The following is a 13,329-nucleotide window of genomic DNA, read 5'->3' as shown; positions in this document are numbered from 1 at the left end:
CCATGACTGCTCCCCTCCCGCCCCCCGCGGCCGCTCTCCCCCCGCCCCCCACGCCCGGCGCCCCCGGCGCCCGCGCCCTCACGCCCGTCTCCCGCGTCCTGCGGCTGTGCCTGCACGCGCTGCTCTTCGGCCTGCTCGCCCTCGCCGCCGGGCGGGCCGTCGCCGGCTCCGCGCCGCGTGCGGGCTGGGTGGTCGCGGCCTGCGCGGTGCTGGCCGCCGTGTACCTCGCGGGCGTACGGACCCCCGCGGTGCACAGCTCGGCGCGCGCCGGGGCGGTGTGGCTGGCCGCCCTGGGCGCGGCCTGGGCGGCGCTGCTCGTGGTCTCCCCCGACGGACTGTGGATCGCCTTCCCGCTGTACTTCCTGGAGCTGCACCTGCTGCGGCTGCGCTGGGGCGTGACGGCCGTCGCGGTGACCGCCTGCGCGGCGATCGCCGGGTTCTTGGGGCAGCACAGCCTCGCGCACAGCGGCGCGGTGACCCCGGGGGCCTTCCTCGGGCCGCTGCTCGGCGGGGCCGTGGCGGTGGCGACGGTACTGGGCTACCAGGCGCTGTACCGGGAGAGCGAGCGGCGCCGCGAGCTGATCGAGGAACTCATCACCACCCGGGCGGAGCTGGCCGCGGCCGAGCGGAGCGCCGGGATCCTGGCGGAGCGGGAGCGGCTGGCCCGGGAGATCCACGACACCCTGGCGCAGGGCCTGTCCTCCATCCAGCTCCTCCTGCGGGCCGCGGAGCGCAGCCTGCCCGAGGGTTCCGCGGCCCTTCCGCACATCGGCCGGGCCCGGGAGGCCGCCCAGGACAACCTCGCCGAGGCACGTCGCTTCGTACGGGCCCTCACGCCTCCGGACCTGGAGCACGGGTCGCTGCCGGCCGCGCTGGAGCGGCTGTGCTCGGGAGCGCCGGGCCCCCGGGTCCGGTTCTCCCTGAGCGGCACCGCGCGCCCCCTCCCGACCCCCTACGAGGTGGCGCTGCTGCGGATCGCGCAGTCGGCGCTGGCCAACGTGGTGCGGCACGCGGGGGCCGGGCGCGCCGAGATCACCCTGACCTTCATGGACTCCTCCGTGACCCTGGACATCGTCGACGACGGCAAGGGCTTCGACCCCACGTCCGCGCCCTCCGGCGACGGCGGCGGCTTCGGCCTGCCGGCGATGCGCTCGCGGGCCGAAACCCTCAGCGGCCTGTTCACGGTCGAATCCGCCCCGGGCCAGGGCACCGCCGTGGCCGTCACCCTTCCCCTGCCCGCGGAGGCCCTGTCATGACGATCCGGCTGCTCCTCGCCGACGACCACCCGGTGGTCCGGGCCGGGCTGCGCGCGGTCCTGGACACCGAGCCGGACTTCGAGGTGGTGGCGGAGGCGGCGACGGCGGAACGCGCGGTGGAACTGGCCGGCTCCGCCGGGGTCGACGTGGTCCTGATGGACCTCCAGTTCGGCCCCGGCGGCGGCATGCACGGCTCGGCGGCCACGGCCCTGATCACGGCCGGGTCCCCGTCCCCGCGGGTGCTGGTCCTGACCACGTACGACACGGACGCGGACATCCTGGCGGCGGTGGAGGCGGGCGCCTCGGGCTACCTCCTCAAGGACGCCCCGCCGGAGGAACTGGCGGCGGCGGTCCGCACCGCGGCGGCCGGCCAGTCGGCGCTGGCCCCGGCGGTGGCGCTGCGCCTGATGGACCGCATGCGGACACCGGCGGAGGCCCTGACCAAGCGCGAACTGGAGGTCCTCCAGCTCGTCGCGGACGGCCTGTCGAACCAGCAGATCTCCAAACAGCTCTTCCTGAGCCAGGCCACGGTCAAATCCCACCTGGTCCACATCTACGCGAAACTGGGCGTCGATTCCCGCACGTCGGCCGTGGCCACGGCCGCGACACGCCGCCTGATCCGCACACCCTGACAGCAGCGGCCCCGTCTCCGTGACGGATCAGCGAGACGATCGACGCCTGCAGTCCCCCCGGCCGCACCCAGCGGGACGGGCGGGGGGTGCGGTCGGTCAGGCCCACAGCTGGGCGCTGCGGAGGAGCTGGCTGTGGACCTGGGAGAGGCGGTAGTCGGCCAGGGTTCCGGACTGGACCACCAGGTAGAGGGTGTTGATGGGTGGGAGTTCCGGTTCCAGGAGGGTGACCAGGGCTCCCGAGGAGAGGGCGGCGGAGCACAGGCAGCGGGGCAGGACCGAGATGCCCGCCGAGGAGATGACCGCGGACATGACGGCGCGCAGGTCCGGTACGACGACGCTGGGAGCGGTCGTCGGCGTGGCGTCGAAGACGTCCTTCCAGTACTGCCGGATCAGCGGAAGCGTTTCGGCGTACGCGATGAGCGGGGCCTTGGCGACGAGGTCCGCGTCCTCCTCGGTCACCCCGTGCGGGAACATCTCCTGTGCCATCGAGGGCGAGGCGGCGAGGATGAGTTCCTCGTCGGCCAGGGGGGTCGCCTCCAGACCGCGTCTGCGCGGCCGGATCGTGGAGACGACCAGGTCGAGGAAGCCCTCGGAGAGGCGGTCGAGGAGTTCGTAGCTGACTCCGACCGACGTCTTGATGTCCATTCCGCCCGCGGCCAGCCGGGATAACGCCGGCATGAGCCGGGCGGCGGCCAGTTCCGGTGTCGCTCCGATCCGTAGCGGGCGGTTCTCCTCCCCGTCGCCGAAGTGGCGGCCGATGGCGATGCTCAGATTCTTCAGTGAGTCCTGTACGTCCTTGGCGAGGACGGTGGCGCTGGGTGTGGGCACGACCCCTCGCGGGGTGCGCTCGAAGAGCGGAAGGCCGAATTCCAATTCGAGTCCGCGGACCTGCTGGGTCACGGTGGGCTGGGTGATCCCCAGCTGGCGGGCCGCCTTGGTGAACGAACCCGTGTGGTAGACGGCCATGAAGGTCTGAAGCCACAGCAGTTGCATAGAAGGCCACCCCCCGGTCGGCCCTTTCGCATGGCGCGCCCTGCGGCGTGTTCCATGCTCTCTGCATAGAACCGCCGGTAACCGGCGGTTGTTCCGTCACGCGCGACGGAATTCCTCACCTCCCAGGGTCCGCGCCGCGCGCAGCGCGCTGCGCTGGATCTTCCCGGAGGCGGTCATGGGCAGTTCCTCGGCGAATTCGATGACGCGGACCGCCTTCTCCTCGGGGAGGTCGCCCTCGGCGTGGCTCAGCAGTTCCAGGGCGGTCGCCCGCGTCGCTTCCCGGCCGGGGGCCGTGGTGACGAAGGCCTTGGGGATCCACATGCCGATGGGGTCGGGGACCGGCACGACGGCGGCCTGCCTGACCGCCGGATGGCGCAACAGGACCGCCTCCAGCTCCAGCGGGGCGATGCGGTGGTCGAAGGACTTGAACATGTCGTCGCTGCGGCCCGCGTAGCGCAGGGCGCCGGTCTCGTCCTGGGTCACCAGGTCGCCCGTGTGGTAGCGGCCTCCGGCGAAGACCGCCGCGGTCTTGGCCCCGTCGCCGAGGTAGCCGCTGAGCATGCCGGCCGGCCGGTTGGCGAGGTCCAGGCAGAGTTCGCCCGTTACGCCGGGCGGGGCCGGGGTCCCGCTGCCCGACTGGGCGACGATGACCTCGTAGCCGGGCATCGGCCGCCCCATGCTTCCCGGGCGGGGCCTGCGCCCGGGGGGATTGCCGATCTGGCAGGTCGTCTCCGTCTGCCCGTAGCCGTCGCGCAGCACGACGTCCCAGGAGGACTCGACCTGGTCCATCAGCGCGGCCTCCAGCGGTTCCCCCGCCGAGGTGGCCTCGCGCAGGGCCTGCGGCCGCTGCCCCAGGCCCGCGGCCACCATCCCGCGCCAGGCGGTGGGCGGTGCGCAGAAGGTGGTGACGCCGCGGGTGCGCAGGGCGTCGAGGATGTCGGACGGGCCGGCCTGCGGCGAGGAGAGGACGAGCAGGGTGGCCTCGGCGTTCCAGGGCACGAAGAGGGAGCCCCACGAGTGCTTGGCCCAGCCGGGTGCGGAGATGTTCAGGTGGACGTCTCCGGGCTGGACCCCGTTCCAGTACATGCTGGAGAGGTGGCCGACCGGGTAGCTCGTATGGGTGTGGACGACCATCTTGGGCTTGGACGTGGTGCCCGAGGTGAAGTAGCAGAAGAGCGGGTCGTCGGCCCCGGTCGGCGCCCCCGGCACGAAGGGCCCCTCCGGGGCGCCGTAGGAGTCCTCGTACGAGGCCCAGTCCGCGACCGGCGGCCCCGTACAGATGCGGGTCCATCCTCCGGGTACCTGGGCGAAGTTCCCCGTCAGCGCGCTCTCGGTGAGGACGTGGCTGATGCCCGCGCGGTGGATCCGGTCGGCCAGGTCGGCCGGCGGGGCGTTCGGGTAGGTGGGGACGATGATGGCGCCGAGTTTGATCGCCGCGAGGATCGTCTCCCACAGGGGCAGGACGTTGGGGAGGGCGAGCAGCATCCGGTCCCCGCGCCTGACTCCGATCTCCCGGAGCCACAGGGCGACCTGGTCGGAGCGCCGGGACAGCCCGGCGTACGAGACCAGGGTGTCGCCGTCTTCACCGATGAGGTGCAGTGCCGTGCGGTGGTTGTCACGGGCGATGACGTCGAACCAGTCCAGGGCCCAGTTGAACCGCACCAGCTCGGGCCAGGCGAAGGCGGCTCGGGCGGCCCGCAGGTCGGTGCGGTGCGTCAGCAGGGTGTCGCGCGCGGCGCGGAAGCGCTCGGTCGCCGTCGAGGTGGTCATGAGGTCTGCCCCTTTCCCAGCAGGACGCGGTGGTCTTCGGCGGCGCGGCCGGCGGGGGCCGGCAGTTCGGCCGCTCGGGTGAGGGGGTGCAGCATCGCCTCGGCGACGGCCTCCGCGTCCTGGCGGAACAGCGTGTTCAGGCCGGGCTTGCCGCTGCCGACCTGGGTGAACCAGCGGGTGTGTTCGGTGGGTATCCCGAGCGCGTAGAGCCCGTCGTGGACCCCGCCGTCCGCCGCGACGGCCCGGAAGGGCGCCGTGGTCACGTTCAGGCCGCCGGTCGGGACGGGCGGCCCGGTGTCGGGACCCGTGTCGGGGCCGGTACGGAAGTACTCCGAGACGATGCCGCGGCGCACCAGGGACGTCATCAGCGGGGAACCGTCCAGGTGCAGGTCCGGGGTCGGTATGCGGGCGTCGATCAGGGTGGTCGCGAACCGGACCGAGCCCTCGACCTGCGCGGAGTCCACCCGGAACCGGCCGCTCTCCTCGTCGGCGGTGAACCGTGTCCCGGGACCGGCCACCTCCACCGCTCCGGCCTCGATCAGCGCCACCAGCTGCTCGACCCGTTCGGCGGGCGGGCCGGCGGACAGCAGCGCGTTGACGGGCAGGAAGTCCCGTACGAACTCCTCTTCGTGGGACAGCGGGAGCAGCCCGCCGAAGTCCACCGCCTCGCGGACCACGTTGCGGATGTCGCGCAGGACGTCCAGAGCCGCCTTCAGCGGTCCGCGGCTGTTGCCCAGAGCGGCTTCCGCCAGGTCGGCGCGCATCAGCTCGAGGAGCCGGTCGGTGAACTCTCCGGTGCCGGCGAAGGTCTCTCCCTCGAAGGGGCGGGCGAGCTTGCGCAGGTCCAGCTCGGGGGGCGGGCCGTCGGCGCCGCTGAGCCGCCACACCTCGCGGTGGACCGCCTCCAACTCCAGGACGAGCAGGGGGAGAACGTCCTCTGCGAAGGACAGCTGGTCACTGCCCGTGCGGTCGCCGCGGCGGGTGCGCGCCCGGGCGACGGCCTCCTTCGTCAGGAACCGGGGGCGGTGCGTGTGGTCGGGCGCCTTCTGGTTCACACCGCGCGCCGGGATCGGCAGTCCGCTGCGGGAGCCGGCCACGATGTGCGGCTCGCGGCCGCTCGCGAGGTAGGCGAGGTCTCCCTGGGCGGTCCTCTTGAACTCCCCGCCGCGGCCGACCGTGAGCGCGAGCATCACGTCGTAGAAGGAGAGGCCGAGGCCCCGTACCGCCACCGTGCTGCCCGGTGCGACGGTGCTCTCGTCCAGGTCCATGTCGGCGGCCGAGTCCGCGCACAGGTACCGGACCCGGCCGCCGAGGCCGGCGGCGAAGTCGAGCATCCGCTGCTCGAAGGCGTCGGGGGTGTTCCTCGGGTGGCCGGTGGCCAGCAGTACCTGGTCGGCGGCGATCAGGTGGGGCGGGGCGTCGACTTCGAGGAACCAGCCGCCCACCGGGCGGGCGGTGAGCGAGGTGATACGGGCCTTCGTGCCGATGAGCTCGACGTGCGCGGGCAGGTGCTCCTCGATGGTCCGGTAGACCGAACGCAGGTAGCGCCCGTAGGTGCGGCGGGTGGCGTAGCCGTCCGTGTGGAGCGGCACCTCGCCGGGCTCGGCGCGCGACCACTCCTCCAGGGAGGGGCCGGCTCCGGGCCGCCACGGGCCGCCGTCCGGGGTGCCGGAGTACATGGTGATCTGGCCGGCCACGGTGTTCATCGTGTACCAGTCGTCCTGGTCGGTGCGCCAGACGCGGCCGGCGCCCACCTCGACTCCGTCGATGGCGTGGATCCGTACCCGGCGCGCCGGATCGGACGCGGCCAGCTGGACGGCGAGGCTCTCCAGGACCGAGATCCCGCGCGGTCCGGTGCCGATCACCGCGAGTGTCAGGGGGGCGGTCGTGTGGGTGGTCATCGGGGTCAGCCCTTCTGGGAATGGGACGGGCCCAGCGCGTACCGGCCGGCGTCCGCGCGGTCGAGGGCGGGCCCGTCGAAGCTGCGCTGCACGTGGCCGAGCATCCGCAGGAACCCGTCGGCGGTGAGCCGGGAGGCGCGGGTCGGGGGCACTGCGCGGACGGGCATGGCGCCGGCGGAGAGCCACTGGAGCCGGCCGTCGCCGTCGATGTAGGCGCGGGAGCGCTGCGCGTTGTCGGCGTGCAGGCAGTAGGGGACGTCGAGGTAGCCGCGGCGGAAGGCCTCGAGCAGGGCGGGGCCGGGGTCCGGGTCGAGTTCGAGGACGGCGTCGACCAGGGCGCGCGCCTCCGCGTACATCGCTTCGGCTCCGCCGGGGTCCGGGATCGGGGCGGCGCCGTCGAGGACCGTCCCGGCGGCCCGGGCGGCTTCCTCCAGCGCCTGTACGTTGTCGGCGATGGTGGGGATCCGGTGGGCCTCCGCCGGGGTCTTCACGATGAGCCGCTCGGTCCCCGTGACGCGGGCCAGGACGGCGCTGCTGCGCAGCAGGTCCAGGGCGCCCTCGGGGGTCTGCGGGAAGACGCCCATGTAGGTGTAGAGCACGACGTGCCACTCGGTGCCGGTGAGGAACTCCCCGGCCAGCCGACGCAGGGCGGCGAGGGCCTCCACGTCCTGGCCGAAGCTGGTCTGCTGCGCGTAGCTCAGGGAAATGCTGGTCAGCCCGTGGTGCCGGAAGAAGATGCCTTCCAGCACGGACAGGGCGACCAGGAGGGAGGGCGGGCACAGCTGGCCGAGCATGCAGCCGCCGAAGCTCTCCAGGTGGGCCCCTTCCACGCGTTCCGCGAGGAGCTCGCAGCTGCGGGACCAGGCGTCGACGGACTCCTGGAGCGGGGTCCGGCTGTAGGGCAGGCAGTACGAGACCGGGCCGCCCTCGGTGGCGTCGAGCCCCGCGTCGAGCAGGGCGCGGACGATGCCGAGCGGGAGCGGGGAGCCGTGGCGCACCTGGATGGCGAACCCGGGGTCGCCGAGGCTGTCGATCATGTTCCGGGTGGTGGTGGCTCCGTGGGCCACGATCGGGAAGCCGTTGAGGTCGCTGCCGGCCGCCAGGGCCTGGCGTGCCGAGTCGTGGTCGCCCACCCGGGTGTAGCTGTCGAGGGTGATGGTGCCGACGGTGGTGGCGCGGGCCGCCTGGACGGCGGTGAGGCCCCGGCGCATCTCGGCCACGGCCGGCATGCCCATGCGGGGCTGGACGACGAGGCGGCCCTGCCGCGCGGCGGTCCGGATCGCGGAGCCGAACCGTACCCGCGGGAAGGCGGGCGGGTCCGTGGGAAGGACGGTGCTCACGCCACGGGCTCCAGGACCGCGGGCGCCCCGGTCATGGCGAGGTAGTCGCGGAAGCCGCCGATGCCCTCGCCGTCCTCGAAGACCGCGTCGAATCCGGCGTCCATCAGCGCGGCGCCGAAGCCTTCGCCCCCCTCGCTTCCGCGCGTACCGAGTTTGCCGCCGATCACGACGGGCAGCCGGGACACCGAATCGGTGCCGCGCAGGCGGGAGATCAGGCGCCTGCCGTCGAGGAATCCGTGGCCGTTGACGCTGCTGATGACGACCATGTCCGGCTGGACGCGTTCGCATTCCGCGATGAGCAGCTCGTCGGGCACGCAGGCGCCGACGTTGACCACGTCGTGGCCCATCTCCTCCAGCAGGATCTGCAGGAAGACGAGGTTCCACGTGTGCGAGTCCGATGAGGTGCTGGAGACCAGAACTCGTCTCTTCCGCCCCGCGGTGGTGGGGATATCCTGTGCGGGCCTGTCCAGAGTCATGTGTGTCACTTCCCAGGGATGCCGTGATGCTGTGTCCGGTAGATGGGGCGTGCCCCGGGCGGTAGGACGCCCGGAGCACGCCGTTCCTCAGGTGGTGCGTACGAGGCTGCGTACGAGGTTGCGTACGAAGCTGCGTACGAGGTTGCGTACGAGGTCAGGACGCGGCGGAGACGACCTCGCGGATGGGCTTCTTCGGCTCGCGGGCCTCGGCCGGGCGGGTGCGGATCGCCAGGACCGTGCAGCCCGAAGCGCTCGACATCTGGTGCTCGGTGCCGGGGCCTTCCACGACGAGGTCGCCCTTGACGTAGGACGTGCCGTCGCTGTGGTCGAGCCGACCGTCCAGGACGAGCATCAGCTCGTAGCCGGTGTGCTCGTGGAAGTCGCCGTGGGCGGTCGGCGGGAAGCGCAGGATCAGGCCCACGGAGTCCTCACCGGTTTCCGCGTCGGGGGCCCACAGGACATGGTGCTCGACTCCGACCCGGCCGGGCTCGGCCCAGGTGGACCATTCGATGTCCTTCAGCTCGAACCCGCTGCGGAACACGTTCTTGATGTACTCGATCTCAGCCACCGACTGTCTCCTTGTGCGTTCCGTTGATGTAGTCCTGGGTCTTGGCCCAGACGTCGCGAGCCAGCTTGCGGCCCTGTTCGTCGGCCACGGTGTGGTCGAACTCCCAGTGCACGCCGCCCCACAGGCGGGACTCGCCGACCTCCTGCGCGGCCGCGCTGAAGGTGTTCCACTTCAGGCCGATGTCCTGGGCGGGGGCCGCCGTCTCGATCTTGGAGCTGCCGGCCTTGACCGTCCCGGTGGCGCCGTAGCGGTCGGAGCCGGTGAACTGCTTCAGGGTCTCGGCTCCGGCGGCGGTGAAACCGCTGTGGCCCGATCCGTACGCGGCGAAGGCGGGCGTGTTGAGGTAGGGCCGCCACTGGGAGCCGTCGATGGTCTGGGTTCCCTTGCCGGGGCCGGCGTAGCCCTGGATCTGCTCGCCGGACTTGGCGTAGCGGATCATCGTGATCGGGCGGGCGTAGTCGTAGTCGACCTTGGTCTTCCAGTCGACGACCCCCTCGTCGCCCTGCGCGAGGTTCAACGCGAAGTACATCTTCACGTCCTCGTCGAGGGAGTGGCGGTCGCGCTTGGAGACGAAGGCCGCCCACTCCTGCGGTATTGAGGAGGAGCCGCTGCCCCGGTACTGCCAGTGCTCGGCGATGGCCTTCTGGCGTTCGGTCAGGTTCGCGTTGCGCTGGATCTGCGCGTCGATGGCCGCGTTCGCCTCGGGGGTGCCGTACTTCGGAGGCGCGGGCGGGATGTACGCGGCCGGGTCCTCGATCGCGAACGGCTTGACCGTCGCGAACTGCGGGGTGATGAATTTGTGGGTCGAGCCGCCGACCGTCAGGGGGGCCCAGCGGTCCGGAGCGACCAGGGCCGCCTTGTCGAAGACGTTGACGTCCTGGGGCGGGTTGACCGGCTGGTAGTAGCCATCGGGGGTGGCGTACGCCGGTTCCGCCTTCTGCTGGGATCCGTCCTCGTGGCGCACCGCGAGGAGCGCGTCGGTCGCCGCGGCCGCCACGGAGGCGGGCGACCCCGGCTTCGGGGCCTGGGACTTGGCCTCCGCCGGGTCGTAGCCCTGGGCGCGCAGCTGCTCGTCGAAGGAGGCCTGCTGGAGGGGGAAGAGGTCGCTCAGCGCGCGGTGGGCGGCGAAGCTGACCGCCTTGCGCTTGTTGGCCTCGGTGCGCTCCGCCCAGGGGCGGCGCAGTTCCCCGCCGCGCTGGGTGCCCACGGCCCGGTGGTCGTAGGCGGCCCACGTGTCGAAGATCGCGGTGTGGACGACGGCGAAGGTGCGGGCGCCGACGGGGGGCGGGGTGGGGTGCGGCGAGCCCTGGTTGTTCACGTTCAGGGCGGTGGCGATCTGCCGGTTCCAGATCAGGGCCGCGTTGTCGCCGCCGCGGGCGTCGAAGGAGGCGTCCGGGGTGCCCGCGTAGGACGGTGAGGTGAGGGTGGTGGCGAGCAGGGCGGCCGCGATGGCCGAGGAGACGCCCCAGCCCGTTCTGCGGGAAAGGGTGGCGTGGCGAGTTGCCATGGTTCTCGTAAATCCCTTGGGGAGAGTAGGGGAGGAATTCATGCGGAATTCATATCGGGGCTACGGGGCCTACAGGCCTTTCGGTGGCTCTGGTCGCTAGGGCTTCGGGCTTCAGTTCGCCCAGGGAGACTTCTCGATGATTTCCACGAAGTTGGGGCGGACGTAGCCCTCGGTGAGGCGCTCCAGCACATCGGCCTTGATGTTGCCGAAGGTGGTGGCCGGGCGGCGGGTGATGCCGTCGTTGAACGCCTGGACGATGTTCCGCTTGAAGTCGGGGCGGGGGTGCTCCGCCACGACCGCGGCACGGACCTCGTCGGACACGTCGTGATAGCCGATGCCCAGTACGTCGAGTTCGACTCCGGCGGTGACCAGGGCGATCTCGGGGGCCATCCGGGTGGGGATCTCGGGGGTGGTGTGCAGGGCGATCGCCTCCCACACCACCCGGGCCCGGTCCTCCTCGATGCCGTTGGCCAGGAGGAACTTGCGCGCCTCGTCGGCTCCGTCGATCTCGAAGCGCTGGTCGTTGTCGCGGTAGGGCTCGGTCAGGCCGAGGTCGTGGAACATGGCGCCGACGTAGAGCAGCTCGGCGTCGAAGGCGAGGTTGCGGTTGCGTCCCTGGAGGGAGCCCCAGAGGAAGACGCGGCGCGAGTGGTGGTAGATCAGGTCGTCCGTCGCCTCACGGATCAGCTCGGTGGCCTCCTTGGCGAGCCGGCTGTCCGGAATTTCGACGTCTGCGATACGAAGGGCCATCGTCGACTACCTCTTGACTGGTTGTAAGCGGAAGGGAAGGGGTGGGACGGGGTGGGATGGGCCCGGGAGGTACGTGCTGCTACCACCAGTACGTGGGGTACGCGGGCCCCGGGCGAAGCCGTGCGGCGAGGACGCCCACGAGGACCAGCAGGGCCGTCGCGAGGGCGAGCAGCGGCAGGTAGCGGAAGGCGTCCGGCCCCGTGAGTACGACGATCACGGCGGTCGCCGCCGCCGGCGAGTGCGGGGTTCGGGCGGCCATCATGGCCCCGAGGGCGAGGCCGCCGGCGACGGCCGCCGCCCAGAGCGAGCTGCCGGCGACCGCGTGCACGGCGAACCCCACGCAAGCGGACACCAGCTGACCGCCGATCACACTGCGCGGCTGTGCCAGCGGCAGGGCGGGTGCGCCGTAGACGAGGGCCGCGCTCGCCGCGAGGGGCGGTATGAGCAGGGCCTGTCCCATGGCGAATCCGAGGCCGACCAGGGCGACCAGCCCCGCCACCGCCGCGGCGGTGGCGACTGCCACCGCGGCCCACGGCGGCCGGGGCGGAGCCTTGCTGGACAGAGCCGTCCGGTCCGCCGCTGTCGCGGTCTGGGTACTGGGCACGCTGATGACACCTCTCCCGTTTCGAGCCAGAAATGGCATGCGGAATACCGGATTCGGGTGGCTGAACGGACCGACCCGGCAGCCTCGGCGTGTGATTCGGCGACCGGACCGCAATGTCCCGTCGACCTCGGCTGTTCCGCTCCACGAAGCTAGATCGAAAAGCTGGGGGCGGGCAAATAGGGAGCCTGATGGGGGGCATAGATTATTTCGGCCAGAGATTTTTCCGCGGGGCCCTGCGCCTGCCCCAATGGGTCGTTCCGCTTGTCCGTCACACGGCGGAATGCTGTTCTTCTCGGCGGGGACTCGCATTACGGTTACGCCCCATGGACGACCCTGAAGGCGACGACAAGGCCAGGACCCGCCTGCTGGACGCGGCGGAAGAACTGTTCTACGCCCATGGCATCCGAGCCGTGGGGATGGACCGGATCCGCACGGCCTCGGGGGTCCCCCTCAAACGGCTCTACCGGCTCTTTCCGGCGAAGGACGTGCTGGTCGCGGCCTACTTGGAGCGGCGCGCCGCCCGCTGGACCACGAGCCTTCGGGAAGCGGTGGCGGCCCGGCCCTCGGATCCGCTGCCGGCCGTCTTCGAGTGGCTGGCCAAGTGGTGCTCGGAACCCGGCTTTCGGGGCTGCGGGCTCCTCAACGCGTGGGGCGAACTCGGTTCCGGTCCGGCCGGCGTGCTGGAGACGGTACGCCGCCACAGGGCCGAACTGCGCTCCGTACTGGCGGAGGTCGTGGAGCCGGGCGGCCGCTCCGCGGAGCTGGCGGACCAGCTGCTGATCCTCTTCGAGGGCGCGACGGCGGTGGCTGCCCTGTCACCCGGGCCCCAGCCGGCGCGACGGGCGCGGGAAATGGCGGAGGCGCTGTGCAGGCGGTGAGCGGGGGCCCACGGGTACGTGGACCGGCGCTGCGGCCGGACGTCGCCTTCCGGGCGGTGTCGGCGTTCGTCGCGGCCTTCGGGCGGGTCGTTCCGTCGATGCGGGACCGGCAGCTCAGCGACGACGAGAAGGTGATCATTCACGAGAACCTCGCCCGAGTACGGGCCCGTTGACAGGGCCGGTCGCGGCCGATCTGGACGAGGCCGGACTGCGCAGGCCGTCGGCGGGCTCCCAGGTCACCGCCGTGAGCAGAACACAGCGTCCGAACACCGATCCACCCCGGCCACCCAGGCCGTCCCGCACACCGGACACACCACCTTGCCCGACCCGCTCAACTCCGACTGCATCCGCCGCCGCCATGACCTGGCACGGCACGTCGTCGAGCAGAACACCGCGTCCGACCGCGAGGCCGGCCCCAGCCGGTCACCGCAACCCCTGCACACCCGCTCCCCGGGCCACCCGGATCCCTCGGACCTCGCCAGCCTAGAACCCCAAGCCCCTCAAAAGCGGGGATATGGATCAGGCACTCAGCCCGTCCGGCGTTTGAGGACCGGGTCCGGGCGGAGCTGATTTCAGCCCGTCCGGCGTTTGAGGACCGGGTCCGGGCGGAGCTGATTTCAGCCCGTCCGGCGTTTGAGGACCGGGTCCGGGCGG

The 13,329-nt window shown here is 72.0% G+C and carries 13 protein-coding genes; 4 read left to right on the top strand and 9 right to left on the bottom strand.

The genetic code is table 11. From position 1 onward, the window contains the following. Positions 1-2 precede the first annotated feature (2 nt). The gene (locus tag AC061S_RS08930) at positions 3-1,256 is read left to right on the top strand and encodes a sensor histidine kinase (protein WP_478685301.1); all 1,254 of its coding nucleotides are present in this window, start codon (positions 3-5) and stop codon (positions 1,254-1,256) included. Then, positions 1,253-1,888 carry a response regulator gene (locus tag AC061S_RS08925; RefSeq protein ID WP_243339143.1) on the top strand — a complete coding sequence of 212 codons (636 nt, stop codon included), beginning with the start codon at positions 1,253-1,255 and terminating at the stop codon, positions 1,886-1,888. Before AC061S_RS08930 ends, AC061S_RS08925 begins: the two co-directional genes overlap by 4 nt. Before the next feature lie 96 nt (positions 1,889-1,984). On the opposite strand, the gene AC061S_RS08920 is transcribed toward AC061S_RS08925, so the two are convergent. From AC061S_RS08920 to AC061S_RS08880, 9 genes are all read right to left on the bottom strand, one after another. Next, entirely contained in the window at positions 1,985-2,881 is an 897-nt protein-coding gene (locus AC061S_RS08920) for a LysR family transcriptional regulator (protein ID WP_478685300.1), read from the bottom strand. Between the two features lie 96 nt (positions 2,882-2,977). Next, complete coding sequence (locus AC061S_RS08915; protein WP_478685299.1) at positions 2,978-4,651, bottom strand: AMP-binding protein; 1,674 nt, start codon at positions 4,649-4,651, stop codon at positions 2,978-2,980. Then, positions 4,648-6,552, bottom strand: coding sequence for an FAD/NAD(P)-binding protein (locus AC061S_RS08910; protein ID WP_478685298.1), 1,905 nt, complete (start codon positions 6,550-6,552; stop codon positions 4,648-4,650). The genes AC061S_RS08915 and AC061S_RS08910 overlap by 4 nt, the downstream gene beginning before the upstream one ends. Before the next feature lie 5 nt (positions 6,553-6,557). Continuing rightward, on the bottom strand, positions 6,558-7,892 hold the full coding sequence (locus tag AC061S_RS08905) for a methylaspartate mutase (RefSeq protein WP_478685297.1): 1,335 nt from the start codon (positions 7,890-7,892) through the stop codon (positions 6,558-6,560). Beyond that, on the bottom strand, positions 7,889-8,368 hold the full coding sequence (locus AC061S_RS08900; RefSeq protein ID WP_478685296.1) for a cobalamin B12-binding domain-containing protein: 480 nt from the start codon (positions 8,366-8,368) through the stop codon (positions 7,889-7,891). The genes AC061S_RS08905 and AC061S_RS08900 overlap by 4 nt, the downstream gene beginning before the upstream one ends. A 154-nt stretch (positions 8,369-8,522) precedes the next feature. Next, complete coding sequence (locus tag AC061S_RS08895; protein ID WP_478685295.1) at positions 8,523-8,936, bottom strand: cupin domain-containing protein; 414 nt, start codon at positions 8,934-8,936, stop codon at positions 8,523-8,525. Then, positions 8,929-10,443 (bottom strand): vanadium-dependent haloperoxidase, encoded by a 1,515-nt coding sequence (locus tag AC061S_RS08890; RefSeq protein WP_478685294.1) that lies wholly within the window; start codon positions 10,441-10,443, stop codon positions 8,929-8,931. Before AC061S_RS08890 ends, AC061S_RS08895 begins: the two co-directional genes overlap by 8 nt. 111 nt (positions 10,444-10,554) lie before the next feature. Then, positions 10,555-11,193: an HD domain-containing protein gene (locus AC061S_RS08885; RefSeq protein ID WP_478685293.1), complete on the bottom strand. Its 639-nt coding sequence runs from the start codon at positions 11,191-11,193 to the stop codon at positions 10,555-10,557. 79 nt (positions 11,194-11,272) lie between these two features. Beyond that, positions 11,273-11,803, bottom strand: coding sequence for an HPP family protein (locus tag AC061S_RS08880; RefSeq protein ID WP_478685458.1), 531 nt, complete (start codon positions 11,801-11,803; stop codon positions 11,273-11,275). A gap of 317 nt (positions 11,804-12,120) precedes the next feature. Here AC061S_RS08880 and AC061S_RS08875 point away from each other — a divergent pair, with 317 nt between their 5' ends. Then, a complete protein-coding gene (locus AC061S_RS08875; protein ID WP_478685292.1) occupies positions 12,121-12,675 on the top strand; it encodes a TetR/AcrR family transcriptional regulator in 555 nt (184 codons plus the stop codon). Beyond that, positions 12,672-12,848, top strand: coding sequence for a DUF6192 family protein (locus AC061S_RS08870; RefSeq protein ID WP_478685291.1), 177 nt, complete (start codon positions 12,672-12,674; stop codon positions 12,846-12,848). Before AC061S_RS08875 ends, AC061S_RS08870 begins: the two co-directional genes overlap by 4 nt. Positions 12,849-13,329 lie beyond the last annotated feature (481 nt).

The organism is Streptomyces sp. CA189, assembly GCF_056428985.1.
Note: the sequence above shows the minus strand (reverse complement) of the source record. Positions and strands in the feature narration are given on the sequence as shown.

Excerpts from the sequence above, each read along its gene's own strand:
- AC061S_RS08930 (WP_478685301.1), top strand. The coding sequence starts at position 3 with ATGACTGCTCCCCTCCCGCCCCCCGCGGCCGCTCTCCCCCCGCCCCCC.
- AC061S_RS08925 (WP_243339143.1), top strand. The coding sequence starts at position 1,253 with ATGACGATCCGGCTGCTCCTCGCCGACGACCACCCGGTGGTCCGGGCC.
- AC061S_RS08920 (WP_478685300.1), bottom strand. The coding sequence starts at position 2,881 with ATGCAACTGCTGTGGCTTCAGACCTTCATGGCCGTCTACCACACGGGT.
- AC061S_RS08915 (WP_478685299.1), bottom strand. The coding sequence starts at position 4,651 with ATGACCACCTCGACGGCGACCGAGCGCTTCCGCGCCGCGCGCGACACC.
- AC061S_RS08910 (WP_478685298.1), bottom strand. The coding sequence starts at position 6,552 with ATGACCACCCACACGACCGCCCCCCTGACACTCGCGGTGATCGGCACC.
- AC061S_RS08900 (WP_478685296.1), bottom strand. The coding sequence starts at position 8,368 with ATGACTCTGGACAGGCCCGCACAGGATATCCCCACCACCGCGGGGCGG.
- AC061S_RS08890 (WP_478685294.1), bottom strand. The coding sequence starts at position 10,443 with ATGGCAACTCGCCACGCCACCCTTTCCCGCAGAACGGGCTGGGGCGTC.
- AC061S_RS08885 (WP_478685293.1), bottom strand. The coding sequence starts at position 11,193 with ATGGCCCTTCGTATCGCAGACGTCGAAATTCCGGACAGCCGGCTCGCC.
- AC061S_RS08875 (WP_478685292.1), top strand. The coding sequence starts at position 12,121 with ATGGACGACCCTGAAGGCGACGACAAGGCCAGGACCCGCCTGCTGGAC.